Here is an 11,710-nt window from a genome sequence, read left to right on the forward strand (position 1 = left end):
ACACGCAGTGCGTTCGGGAGAACTCTGGCGCCATGAAACCCGGCCCGCTCATCATGTTGCTGATCGGCACGATCCTGACCCTGATCGGGTTCGGGCTGACGGCCACCGGCACCGTTGCTGCCGTCGCCGCCGGCGCGCAGGGTGAAAACGGCTACTTCTCCACCCGCACGGTGCCCCTCGTCGCCAACTCCTACGCACTGACCAGTCCTCCCCTCGGTCCCGTCACCACCACGGGCACTCCCCCGCCGCTGAACCTGGACGTCGCCAGGATCCGGTTGGTGGCGACGGGAGCCAACGACGACCCGGTGTTTCTCGGGATCGCGCCGCAGGCCGACGTCGACAGCTACCTGGCGAACGTTGCACACACCGAGGTGCGCGGCATCGAATCCACGTCGCTCCGCGCGCGGTACGCAGACATTCCCGGCTCCGACCGGCCCGAACCACCCGCCGAACAGGACTTCTGGACCGTCAGTGCAGCCGGGCCCGGCAGCCAGGAGATCACCTGGCCGGTGCAGCCCGGGGCGTGGGCCGTCGTGGTGATGAATGCCGACGGCAGCAGCCCGGTCGCCGTGCAGGTCAGTGCCGGTGTGCGCTCAGGGCTCCTGGCGCCCGCGGCGATCACCCTGCTGCTGATCGGCATCATCACCCTGGTGATCGGGCTGATCCTGGTGATCCTCGGTGTGATCGGCCTGGGCCGTAACGGTCCGGCGCCCTCCAGCCGCAGCGGCGCCACGCCGGTACCGGGCGGTGCGACCGGCCAGCCCGGCGCCGATCCCGACAGGCCGGGCGCCGACTATCCCGCACGGCTGAACGGATGGCTCGACCCCGACGTCTCGCGGGCGCTCTGGCTGGTCAAGTGGATCCTGGTCATCCCGCACGTCATCGTGCTGTTCTTCCTCTGGTTCGGGCTCTGGATCGGCACCATCGTGGCCGGGTTCGCCATCCTGTTCACCGGACGTTACCCGCGGGCGATCTTCAACTACAGCGTCGGCGTGCTGCGCTGGAACTGGCGGGTGAGTTTCTACTCGTACTCCGCGCTCGGCACCGACAGGTACCCGCCGTTCACCCTCGCCGCCACCGACTATCCGGCCGACCTCGAGGTGGACTATCCGGCTCGGCTCTCGCACGGACTGGTCCTGGTCAAGTGGTGGCTGCTGGTGATACCCCACCTGTTCATCGTGGCGATCCTCACCGGCGGCAGCTGGGGGTGGACCGCGAGCGGCAACAACGGCTGGACCACCGCCACCAGCACCGGATTCTCGCTGCTGGGCATCCTGGTCCTCATCGGCGCCGTGATCCTGCTCTTCAGCGGACGCTACCGGCGCGGGATCTTCGATCTGGTCATCGGACTGAACCGCTGGCTGTACAGGGTGATCGTCTATGCCGCGCTGATGCGCGACGAGTACCCGCCGTTCCGGCTCGATCAGGGCCCGCTCGATCCAGGCTCCGTCGTGGCAGTACCACCCGCACCGGCCGCCCCCGTCGCTTCCCATGACGGTCGATAGGCCGCTCCCCGGCCCCCGGCCCCGTAGCGGTCCCGATCGTGCCGACAGGTTCCTGCGCAATTGGCTGCTCTGGGTCAGCCTCGGCGAAAGCGTCGGGTTCCTCGTCCCCGCCCTGGCCCAGCTGGCCTTCGCCGGCTCACCGGTGCTGGCGCCGGCGTTGATCCTCGCCGGCGCCGCCGAAGGCACCGTGCTCGGCTGGACGCAGGCGACGGTGCTCCGCAGCCGGGTGCCGGCACTGAATCGCCGCCGGTGGGTCGGCGCCACGGCCATCGCCGGCGCCGCGGCCTGGTTCATCGGGCTGTTGCCCGCCGAGTGGGCCGAGGTCTGGCAGCGCTGGCCGGCGGCCGCCCAACTCACCGCCGGAATCCTGCTCGCCGCTGTGCTGCTGTGCGCCCTCGGCTTCGCCCAGTGGTTCGAGCTCCGCCGGCACCTCCGGGGTGCCGGCTGGTGGATCCTCGGCAGCGCCGGTGCCTGGGGCGCCGGCCTGGCCGTGTTCTTCGCCGTGGCCACACCACTGTGGCAGCCGGGCCAGCCCGGCGCGCTCATCCTGCTCATCGGGGTTCTCGCCGGGATGTTCATGGCGGTGGCCATGGCCCTGGTCAGCGGCGTGGTTCTGCACTTGCTTCTGCGCCGGAAAGAAAGTCCACGTCAACAGCCGTAAATCCGCCACCGGGGCCGATAAGGTGACGGGTAGGGCACTCATGAGGAGTACTGCAGCCATGCCACGTATTGCCAGAGAGCGCGATCGAGTCCTTCGTCGGTCCGCCCGGATAACCGGGCTGACCGCTTCGGTGACGTCGCTGGCCTACCTGGCCGTGCCGGGCGGCCTCGATGCGTCCGTGGTCCTGTTCGCCGGGTCGCTGATCCTGTTGATGGCCGGGTGCCAATACGTCCTCGGTCAGAGCGGCGCACTCCGGTGGGCGGTGTGCATCGTGCTGCTGAGCAACGCCGTCATCCTCGTCGTCGGGCTGGCCACCAGGGTTGATGTGGGTCTCAACCCCGTCGAGGAGGCCCTGATCGCCACCCTGGCTGCCGGCGGGGCCAGCTGCGTCGCGCCGGTGCTCGTCGTCGGCCCCGGACGCCAGCTCATCCTGTTCGGGTCTTTCGGCATGACCGTGGCCGGGGTGGCGTTCGTCACCATCTCGTCCGGCGGGTCGGTGCTGCCCCTGGTCCTGACAGTGTGCGGCTGGGCCGCCCTGTCCCTGGGCGGCTGGTGGATTGCGCAGAGCGTGCCCCGGGTGCTGCAGCGGGTCGCCGCGATCGGGCGCGCCCACCAGGCCGAACGACATGCCAGCGAACTCGAAGCGCAACGCCGGCAGGGAGCCAGGTTGCTGCACGACACCGTGCTAGCCACCCTCACCCTCCTGGCGCATTCGGGTGTGGGCGTCAGCCCCGCCGCTCTGCGGCAACAATCCGGCGATGACGCCCGTCTGCTCCGCCAGTTGCGTCTGGGCGCGTTGCCCACCCCCAGTCGTTCCGGGGTCTACACGCTGGAACCGTCCAACACGTCGATGCTCGGCAGCACCCTCGAGTCGGTGAAGCAGCGTTTCGGCCGGATGGGACTCGAGGTCGACTGGCACGGCAGCGGCCAGGTGCTGCTGCCCAGCGACGTTCTCGACTCGTTCCTGCTCGCCCTCGGCGAGTGCCTCGAAAACGTGCGCAGGCACTCCGGCGTCACCAGGGCCGACGTCACGATCTCCGACGACGACACGACGGTGCGCGCCATGGTGACGGATGCCGGTCGGGGGTTCGACCTCAGCGCCGTCGGCACCGAACGGCTCGGGTTCGCCGAGTCCGTCGTGGCCCGCCTTCGCGACGTCGGCGGCAGCGCGCGCCTGTTCTCCTCCCCGGGCTCCGGCACCACCGTCGTGCTCGAGGTGCCCAAGTGACATCGGCGGCGACCCCGGCACCGCCGCACTCCGGCAGCTCGTCGGCCAGAGCGCACAAGCAGTTGCTCGATGACCAGCGCGACGAGCGGCGCCGCACCTTTCGCCGTCCGCAGCGCACCGTTCAAACCACCCTGGCCAACCGCACCGGGCTCGGTAGCCGCCACCTCGGCTTCGGTATCTCCCTGAGCAGCGGGTTCTTCGCCCTGTTCCTGTTGTGGCGGTTCGCGAGCCAGTGGGACCGGTATCCGAACCCGTTGCCGACCCTGGCGGCGTGGATCGTTCTGCTGCTCGCGGCCGTCGTGACGCTGATCCTCGTCAACAGGCTGCCCGACCGGATGCCGACCTGGTTGTTTCTCGCCGTGCTCGCCCTGGGCGAGGTCGTCGTCGGGCTCGACCTGGCCGGGTACGGTCAGGGCACCGCCGCGGGCACCTATCCCACCGCCGCCGCCGCCGTCGGCGCCCTGCTTGCCGTGCTGGTGTCGGTGCGGCGCGGACGGGAGATCGTCGCTGCGACGCTGGTCCTCGGCGCCGTGATCGCGGCGGGCTCGGTCACCGCGGCAGGCTACGATCCGGAGCTGATGGCGCCGGCCATCCTGACCATCGGCGTCTGCGTGTTCCCGCCGTTGATCGGGGCGTCTGTCGTGCGCGGTTTCCGCCGCATCGTGCAGCGTGAGTTGGACCTGGTGCTCGTGCAGAGCACCATCAGCCAGCCGTCCTCCGCCGTGGGCATGCTCGCCTCCGAGGAGCTGGCCCGCATCGACCTCGACGCCGAAACCCTGCTCGACGACGTCGCCACCGGACGCACCGCCCTGCCGCTCAGTTCGGCGAAATCGGCGGCGGCGGCGATGCTCGCCACCCAGTTGCGACTACACCTCATCGAGGGCCGCCGGGAGACCTGGCTGCATCACGCGCTCACCGAATCCGAGTTCCTCGGCCCCGCCGTCAATCTCGACGACCCGTCCGGGTTGGCCGGTCAGCTCTCGCCGGCCCAGCGCGATGCCCTGCTGCTGGCCATCTGGCTCCTGATCAGCGACACCGATGGTGCCGAACCGACGGTTTCGCTGGTTTTCGGACCTTTTGGCCGTACCAACGGCCATATTATCGGTGAAATGCTTCGGTTTCCGATCAAAATGATCATTGAGGGGGTGCCTCGTCGACGGGTGGACCCGGAGACATGGCAAGCTATCCGAGTAGTGGGCCCTCATATCGATTCGGTGCGAGGTGGGCATCTCCACGTCGACATTGAATGCAGTATTGACAATCCTGCGGATGCGTGACCGGGCCGGTTGGCCCGGGATGCCCCGACAGGGAAAATGCAACAGGAGGCAGCAGTGACGAACACAGCAGCGACGCTCATCGACAATCCCATCCGGTTGGCCCTGGTCGACGACCACCGGATGCTCCTGGGAGCGCTGACGGAGTGGATCAGAGGCGCCGCGGACGACATCAACATGGTGGCCGCCGTGACCACCTGGCCCGAGCTCCTCACCCACCCGGAGTTCCCGGTCGATGTGGTGTTGCTCGACCTGGACCTCAAGGACAACATCCCGGTCTCGCTGAAGATCTCCACCCTCAAGACGGCCGGGGTGAAGACCGTGCTGATGAGCACCTACTCCGAGCCGGCTCTCGTGCGCGAGGCCCTCGCCGCCGGCGCTCTGGGCTACCTCGTCAAGACCGAGGAGGCCAGCACCATTGTTGAAGCCATCCACGCCGCGAACGTCGGCGAGTCATACATCTCCGCCGAACTCGACCTCGCCCTGCACGCCGGAGCCGCCGGCAGCTCGCCGCGGCTGAGCGCCCAGGAACGCCGGGTGATGGCGTTGTACGGGGCCGGTGAGCCGGTCAAGGCCGTCGCCCACCAGCTGGGCATCTCCGAGGAGACGGCGAAGTCCTACCTCAAGCGGATCCGCGAGAAGTACCGTCTGGCCGGTTTTGATGTCGGAACCAAGGTGGCCCTGCGGAAGCGCGCCATCCACGACGGCATCCTGCTGCAGTCCGACTAGAACGCCACCGGCCGGGTCGGCGCGGCGCTCAGTCCGTGCCGACCACCGTGATCAGTGCGGTGCCGTACGGCACCTGCTCGCCTCGGCTGCGACGGACCCTGTCGATCGCGAAGGTGACCACGGCCAGCGCCAACCCCACCACGCTCAGGCCGAACCCGACCCAGATCGGGGCGAGATAGCCCAGCCCGCCCGCGATGACGATGCCGCCCAGAAACGCGCCGAGCGCGTTGCCGAGGTTGAGCGCCGAGTGGTTGAGGGCCGCGGCGATCGACTGGCTGTCATGTGCGACATCCATCAGCCGGGTCTGGATGGTCGGCGACAGCGCCGCCGCCGACGCGCCGACCAGGAACACCCCGGTCAGCAGCCCGGCCAGGTGCTGCGCGGAGAAGGCCAGCAGCAGCAGGGCCGCGAGCATGACGGCGAAGAAGGCGTACATGCTGCGCCGCACACTGCGATCGGCGAACACGCCGCCGGCGAAGTTGCCCACGGTCATTCCCAGGCCCACCACAACGAGCACCAGCGGCACCGCGAGAGCGGGCAGCCCGGTGACCTCGATCACCAGCGGGGCCACGTAGGTGTAGACGGCGAACAGACCGCCGAACCCGACGGCGCCGATCAGGAGCGCGAACCAGACCTGCAGGCGCCCGAAGGCGCGCAGCTCGTTGCGCATGGTGGCGCCGGGGTTCCCGGCCTGGAACGGCACGGCCACGATCACGGCGACGAAGGTCACCGCGAAGAGGGCGGCCACGGCTATGTAGGCGACCCGCCAGCCCGCAACCTGGCCGAGCCAGGTGATCGAGGGCACGCCGATGACGTTGGCGATGGTGAGGCCGGAGAGCACGATCGCGACACCGCGTGCCCGCTTGCCCGGGCCCATCAGCTCGGCGGCGACCAGCGACGCGATCCCGAAATAGGCGCCGTGCGGCAGGGCGGCGACGAACCGGGCCACCAGCACCAGGCCGAAGGTCGGCAGCAGCGCGGACGCGATGGTGGCCAGGGTGAAGCAGGCCAGTAGAACGAGCAGCAGCTGTTTGCGTGGCCACCGGGCCGCGGCCGCGGCGATCGTGGGCGCCCCGACGACGACACCGAGAGCGTAGGCGGAGATGAGCCAGCCGACCTGGGCGTTGGCGGCATCCGGCGACGACGCGTAGAGGCCGGGCAGCAGGTCGGCGGCCAGATTGGGCAGCAGCCCCATGGCGACGAACTCGGTGGCGCCGATCGCGAAGCCGCCGAGGGCGAGAGCCAGGAGGGCGAGGCGAACGCGGGTCGGCGACAGGCGCGTCGACCCGTCAGAGAGTGAGGGCATCAATCCAGACTACGGGGCGGTCGTGTCTGGACGGTGACGCGGCGGCGCCAGGCCGGTGTCAGGATGCCCCGCCGGCCTCGTCCAGAGCCGCCTCGAGGCGGTCCAGCTTGGCGGTGAGCTCGCCGGAATAGCCGGGGCGGATGTCGGCCTTGAGCACCAGCGACACCCGGGAGCCGAACGCGCCGACGGCATCCGTCGCCGCCTTGACGACGGCGAAGACCTCGTCCCAATCGCCTTCGATGGTGGTGAACATCGAATCGGTGTGGTTGGGCAGCCCCGAGTCGCGGACGACTTTCACCGCAGCGGCGACGGCATCGTGCACCGAATCGGTGGGGCCGCCGGAGGGGGCGACCGAGAATGCGACGAGCATGATTACTCCTTGAGGATCGGGCGATGCGCTGTGGCACCGGGACTGGCGGCGGTGCTCTCTGACAGTGTTGCGGAGGCGGCGCCGAGCCGCCAGATGCGAACGAGCATCCAGCCCAGCAGCACCAGCTCCAGGAGGTTGCGCACCGACAGGATCAGCACCATGGCCGGGGTGGTGGCCAGCAGGTCGTTGTAGAAGTACGGGTAGACGATCTGGGTGAGCGCCGCCATCGCCAGGGCCGTGAGCGCCGGGCCCCGCCAGGCTCGCCAGGAGGAGACCAGGCCGAGGATCAGCGGGGCGGCCAGCCAGGTGATGAACTGCGGCGAGCCCACCTTGTTGACCGCGATCAGGGTGAGCACCAGGGCCAGCAGCAGCGGCGGGAACAGCAGGTCGGCCGATGCACCGGCGCGTTGGGCGCGCCAGCCCAGTAGCAGCACCGCGCCGACGCAGAGCGCCAGGAGCGGGGTCAGTACCGCCGCCGCGAGGTCGGTGCCCGCACCGATCACCTGGTAGGTCAGGATCTGCTGGTCGTAGTACACGACGGCGCCGGGGATGCCCAGGGCCGACTGCCACAACCACCAGGACGCCACCGGCGCCTCGATCTGGATCCCCCGGTTGGTCTGCTCGGTCACGAAGCTGAGGATGGTGACCCCGCTGCCGGCGGCGAGGGCCGCTCCGATGATCAGCGCGGAGGTGCCGGCGAAGGCGGCCAGCACCTGCCAGCGTCGCCTCGAGGCCACCACCAGCGCGATGATCGCCGCGACCGGCCAGACCTTGACCCAGGTCGCGACGGTCAGGAGCACCGCTCCCCAGAACGGCCGGCTGCGCAGCCAGAGCAGACCCAGAATCGCCAGCGGTACGGTCACGGAGTCGATCCTGGCCAGCGCGATGGGGCCCAGCAACAGTAGGAACAGCAGCCACCACCAGGCGGCCAGGGCCGCCGCCGGACCCGGCCGGCGACCGGTGAGCGCGGCGAAGGCGACCCCATTGAGCACGGTCACCAGGCCGAGCCAGGTGAGCGCGTACGGCCCGGCGCCGAAGGCCAGCGATGCGAGGATCGGGGCGAGGGCCAGGATCGGGTAGACGAAGTCGGTGTTGATGCCCAGACTGACGGCGCCGGATGCCGTGGCCTCGGCCCACCCCAGGTACACCCGTTCCACGTCGCCGAGCGGCCAGCCGATGCCGCTGAGGTTCAGAATGATGAGCACCGCGTGCACGATCGCGAAGCCGCACCACAGCAGGGCGGGGCGGCGCAGGAATTCAGGCACGCTCCACTGTGCCACACTCCGCTGCGGCGGGTCAGGCCAGCAGCGCCGCGATCGTCGCCGGAACGGCCTGGGCCACGTCGAGCGCCACGATCGGGCCACCGCCGGACGCCCGGTGCGCCGCCGCGCCGTGCACGAATGCGGCCGTGGCGGCGAGCGCGGCGAGCGCGTCGGCATCCGCCTGGATACGCGCGCTGTTCGTGGCCAGCAGGGCACCGAGGATGCCGGCCAGCACGTCGCCGGAACCGGCCGTCGCCAGCCAGGCGGGCGCGCCGGACACCTTCAGGCGGATACCGGACGGTGAGGCCAGGTGGGTGACGCTGCCCTTCACCAGCACCGTGACATCGAGCAGGACGGCGGCGCGGATCGCCCACTCCCCCGGTTCACCGGCGATGTCCTCGACGGTGACGTTCTCGCCGGACCGGCCCAGCAGAGCGGCCAGTTCCCGGTAGTGCGGGGTGATCAGCCGGGGGCCGGTGCCGACGCCGACCAGATCGAGCGCGCCGGCGTCGAGCACCGTCGGCAGACCCTGACGGAGCGCCTTCTGCAGCTGTTTGGTGGTCTCCGGGCTGCGGCTGCCGGCGTCCATGCCCGAGCCGAGCAGCCAGGCCTGCACCCGGCCGTCGACCGTCACCACCTCCGGACGGCGCTGCATCACGAGGGTCCCGACCCGGCGGGGACCGAGGTAGCGCAGCATGCCCACCCCGGTGCGGCTCGCGGCTTCCACACCGAGCACCGCCGCGCCCGGGTACTCGGTGGAACCCGTGCGCACGCCCAGCACGCCGCGGCTGTACTTGTCATCGGTCGCCTGCGGCACCGCGATCCAGTCGCGGGCCTGGGCGGCCTCCCATTCCAGCCATCGTCGAGGTTTCGCCATGCACTCACGATAGGTTGTTTCGGTGTCCGATATCAGCACCGTCCCCGCCCCCGCCGCAGCCGATTCCGCCGCGGCGGTCTCCCTGTTCGACCCGATCAGCCTGCGCGAGGTCGTCATTCGCAACCGGCTCTGGGTCGCGCCGATGTGCCAGTACTCCGTCATCGAGCGGGACGGCGTGCCGACCGACTGGCACCTGGTGCACCTGGGCTCGATGGCCGCGGGCGGCGCCGGCCTGATCGTCACCGAGGCCACCGCCGTCAGCCCGGAAGGCCGCATCACCGACCGGGACACCGGGATCTGGAACGACACCCAGGCGTCCGCCTGGGCGCACATCGTCGACTATCTGCACGGGCAGGGCGCCACCGCCGGCATCCAGCTCGCCCACGCCGTCCGGAAGGCGTCCACCTGGCCGGCCTGGGGCACCAGTCTGCACGGCAGCGTGCCCGCCGACCAGGGCGGCTGGCCGACGCTGGGTCCCTCCACCATCGCCTTCCCCGGTTACGCGGCACCGACGGCACTCGACCACGCGGGCCTCGACACCGTCGTCGCCGACTTCGTCAGGGCCGCTCGACGCGCCATCGGCGCCGGCTTCGACGTCCTGGAACTGCACGCCGCCCACGGCTACCTGTTGCACCAGTTCCTGTCCCCGCTGAGCAATCAGCGCACCGACGATTTCGGCGGCTCACTGGAGAACCGGGCCCGCCTGCTCCTACGTGTGGTGGAGTCCGTCCGGGCCGAGGTCGGCGAGAGTGTTCCGCTGCTGGTGCGGTTCTCCGCCACCGACTACACCGTCGACGGTTGGAGTGTGGAGGAGACCGCCGTCGTCGCCGGGTGGGCCGCCCAGGCCGGGGCCGACTTCTTCGACGTGTCCTCCGGCGGCAACGTCACCGGCGTGCACATTCCCCTGACCCCCGGGTACCAGGTTCCCCTGGCACAGTTCGTCAAGGACAGTGCCGCCGTTCCGGTCAACGCGGTCGGGCTCATCACGACAGCCGCACACGCTAACGAGATCGTTGCCTCCGGCGCAGCGGATGCCGTCATGCTGGGCCGCGAGTTCCTGCGCGACCCGCACTTCGCCCTCCGCGCCGCCGCCGAGCTGGGCGTGCCACTGGACTACTGGCCCGGCCAGTACGCCAGGGCCACCTGGCCGGCGGTCTGACGACCTACACCTCCTGGGCGACGCAGAGGATGTTGCCCTCCGAGTCCTTGAACCAGGCGGCGCGTTCCTGGTCGGTGGTGGCGATGCCGTTCTCGGTTTTCAGGCCGGGCAGGTCGTACTCCTCGAACACCACCCCCGCCTCCCTCAGCCGGGCGACCTCGGCGTCGACGTCGTCGGCCATCCAGATCAGGGCCGTGTTCTTGGCCGTGCCCGCGTTCTCGGTTTCGTACACCAGCACCGACCCGCCGGAGGGGGTGCGGAAGCGCATCTCGCCCTCGCGGACGTCGGTGGGCTCCAGGCCGAGCTTGTCGGTGTAGAAGGACCGGGCCCGCTTGATGTCCCTGGCGGGCAGGACCGCCACGGTTTCCAGTTGACTCAACATGAGTGTGTCCTCGCTTTCCAGCTATGCCCGTCAGGGTACGCCGGGTGCCCCAGGCCCACGAGGGGGCCCGGCCGTCGCCGGGCGAGAAGAACTAGGCTGGAGAGAATGACCCACCCGAGTGAGACCGCCACCAGCCTGCCGACCGACATCCGCCTGATCGCCAGCGACATGGACGGCACCCTGCTCGACGCCGACGGAGCGGTCCCCGAGCGTTTCTGGCCGCTGCTGGAGAGCATCCTGGCGGCCGGGATCCTGTTCTCCCCCGCAAGCGGACGTCAGTACCAGACGCTGCAGGCCGTCTTCGGCGACCGGGACGGGCTGGTCTACATCGCCGAGAACGGCACCAACATTGTGCGTGACGGCGTCAGCATCGCCATCGAACCCGTCGTCGGATCGATCATCGCCCCGGTCGTCGAGTGGGTGCGGGCCCGGGCCGCCGCCGGCGCCGACCTCGGCATCGTGGTGTGCGGGGCCAGGTCCGCGTACATCGAACGCACCGATGAGGCCTTCGTCGCGCAGGTGCGCCCGTACTACGCGGCCCTGTCAACTGTCGCCGATGTCACGGTGGCCGCCGCGGATGATGATGTGCTCAAACTGGCGATCTTCGACGCCGGCCGCGCCGAGACCCGCACCGGACCGGCCGTTCGCGCCCTCGACCTGGCCGCCGATGTCGTCGTCTCCGGCGCCAACTGGGTCGACATCATGCGGCCGGGAGCCAACAAGGGCACGGCGCTCATCCGTCTGCAGCAGCACCTGGGCATCAGCCGGGAGCAGACCATGGCCTTCGGCGATTACCTGAACGACGCCGAGATGCTCGACGCCGCCGGGCACTCCTATGCCGTCGCCAACGGCCACCCGAGCATCCGCGCGCGGGCCAGGCACCAGGCTCCGTCGAACCTGGATGAGGGCGTCATCACGAGCATCCTCGCGGCGTTGCCGGCGCTGGCACCGGCCTGA

12 protein-coding genes are annotated in these 11,710 nt (G+C 70.0%); 7 read left to right on the top strand and 5 right to left on the bottom strand.

Annotated features, from left to right (window positions below; genetic code table 11):
• The first annotated feature begins 32 nt into the window (after nucleotides 1-32).
• Genes RCH12_RS08785 through RCH12_RS08805 form a run of 5 tightly spaced genes read left to right on the top strand, consistent with a single transcriptional unit; the run spans nucleotide 33 to nucleotide 5,397 of the window.
• The gene (locus RCH12_RS08785) at nucleotides 33-1,505 is read left to right on the top strand and encodes a DUF4389 domain-containing protein (protein WP_327016645.1); all 1,473 of its coding nucleotides are present in this window, start codon (nucleotides 33-35) and stop codon (nucleotides 1,503-1,505) included.
• On the top strand, nucleotides 1,492-2,166 hold the full coding sequence (locus tag RCH12_RS08790; protein ID WP_207795470.1) for a hypothetical protein: 675 nt from the start codon (nucleotides 1,492-1,494) through the stop codon (nucleotides 2,164-2,166). Before RCH12_RS08785 ends, RCH12_RS08790 begins: the two co-directional genes overlap by 14 nt.
• Before the next feature lie 58 nt (nucleotides 2,167-2,224).
• Complete coding sequence (locus tag RCH12_RS08795) at nucleotides 2,225-3,394, top strand: sensor histidine kinase (protein WP_103430726.1); 1,170 nt, start codon at nucleotides 2,225-2,227, stop codon at nucleotides 3,392-3,394.
• Nucleotides 3,391-4,671, top strand: a complete 1,281-nt coding sequence (locus RCH12_RS08800) for a hypothetical protein (protein ID WP_103430725.1) — start codon at nucleotides 3,391-3,393, stop codon at nucleotides 4,669-4,671. Before RCH12_RS08795 ends, RCH12_RS08800 begins: the two co-directional genes overlap by 4 nt.
• Before the next feature lie 54 nt (nucleotides 4,672-4,725).
• Nucleotides 4,726-5,397, top strand: a complete 672-nt coding sequence (locus tag RCH12_RS08805; protein ID WP_255416771.1) for a response regulator transcription factor — start codon at nucleotides 4,726-4,728, stop codon at nucleotides 5,395-5,397.
• A 28-nt stretch (nucleotides 5,398-5,425) separates the two neighbouring features.
• Here the strand turns inward: RCH12_RS08805 and RCH12_RS08810 are convergent, their stop codons facing one another.
• Genes RCH12_RS08810 through RCH12_RS08825 form a run of 4 tightly spaced genes read right to left on the bottom strand, consistent with a single transcriptional unit; the run spans nucleotide 5,426 to nucleotide 9,212 of the window.
• Entirely contained in the window at nucleotides 5,426-6,703 is a 1,278-nt protein-coding gene (locus tag RCH12_RS08810; protein ID WP_327016646.1) for an MFS transporter, read from the bottom strand.
• Nucleotides 6,704-6,761: 58 nt separating this feature from the next.
• Complete coding sequence (locus tag RCH12_RS08815; RefSeq protein WP_103430722.1) at nucleotides 6,762-7,073, bottom strand: thiamine-binding protein; 312 nt, start codon at nucleotides 7,071-7,073, stop codon at nucleotides 6,762-6,764.
• Nucleotides 7,074-7,075: 2 nt separating this feature from the next.
• Entirely contained in the window at nucleotides 7,076-8,338 is a 1,263-nt protein-coding gene (locus tag RCH12_RS08820) for a glycosyltransferase 87 family protein (protein ID WP_327016647.1), read from the bottom strand.
• Between the two features lie 31 nt (nucleotides 8,339-8,369).
• Nucleotides 8,370-9,212 carry an ADP-dependent NAD(P)H-hydrate dehydratase gene (locus tag RCH12_RS08825; protein WP_327016648.1) on the bottom strand — a complete coding sequence of 281 codons (843 nt, stop codon included), beginning with the start codon at nucleotides 9,210-9,212 and terminating at the stop codon, nucleotides 8,370-8,372.
• Between the two features lie 22 nt (nucleotides 9,213-9,234).
• On the opposite strand from RCH12_RS08825, the gene RCH12_RS08830 reads away from it, so the two are divergent.
• Nucleotides 9,235-10,371, top strand: coding sequence for an NADH:flavin oxidoreductase/NADH oxidase (locus RCH12_RS08830; protein WP_327016649.1), 1,137 nt, complete (start codon nucleotides 9,235-9,237; stop codon nucleotides 10,369-10,371).
• Nucleotides 10,372-10,375: 4 nt separating this feature from the next.
• Here the strand turns inward: RCH12_RS08830 and RCH12_RS08835 are convergent, their stop codons facing one another.
• Nucleotides 10,376-10,753: a VOC family protein gene (locus RCH12_RS08835; protein WP_088455342.1), complete on the bottom strand. Its 378-nt coding sequence runs from the start codon at nucleotides 10,751-10,753 to the stop codon at nucleotides 10,376-10,378.
• A 105-nt stretch (nucleotides 10,754-10,858) separates the two neighbouring features.
• Between RCH12_RS08835 and RCH12_RS08840 the strand changes: the two genes are divergently transcribed.
• A complete protein-coding gene (locus tag RCH12_RS08840; protein WP_327016650.1) occupies nucleotides 10,859-11,710 on the top strand; it encodes a Cof-type HAD-IIB family hydrolase in 852 nt (283 codons plus the stop codon).

The sequence above is a fragment of the Cryobacterium sp. MP_3.1 genome, assembly GCF_035984795.1.
In the GTDB taxonomy this organism is placed as follows: domain Bacteria; phylum Actinomycetota; class Actinomycetes; order Actinomycetales; family Microbacteriaceae; genus Cryobacterium; species Cryobacterium zongtaii.

Bases quoted from the DNA above. Each gene is read 5' to 3' on its own strand.
- RCH12_RS08785 (WP_327016645.1), top strand. From the start codon at position 33: ATGAAACCCGGCCCGCTCATCATGTTGCTGATCGGCACGATCCTGACC.
- RCH12_RS08790 (WP_207795470.1), top strand. From the start codon at position 1,492: ATGACGGTCGATAGGCCGCTCCCCGGCCCCCGGCCCCGTAGCGGTCCC.
- RCH12_RS08795 (WP_103430726.1), top strand. From the start codon at position 2,225: ATGCCACGTATTGCCAGAGAGCGCGATCGAGTCCTTCGTCGGTCCGCC.
- RCH12_RS08810 (WP_327016646.1), bottom strand. From the start codon at position 6,703: ATGCCCTCACTCTCTGACGGGTCGACGCGCCTGTCGCCGACCCGCGTT.
- RCH12_RS08815 (WP_103430722.1), bottom strand. From the start codon at position 7,073: ATGCTCGTCGCATTCTCGGTCGCCCCCTCCGGCGGCCCCACCGATTCG.
- RCH12_RS08825 (WP_327016648.1), bottom strand. From the start codon at position 9,212: ATGGCGAAACCTCGACGATGGCTGGAATGGGAGGCCGCCCAGGCCCGC.
- RCH12_RS08835 (WP_088455342.1), bottom strand. From the start codon at position 10,753: ATGTTGAGTCAACTGGAAACCGTGGCGGTCCTGCCCGCCAGGGACATC.
- RCH12_RS08840 (WP_327016650.1), top strand. From the start codon at position 10,859: ATGACCCACCCGAGTGAGACCGCCACCAGCCTGCCGACCGACATCCGC.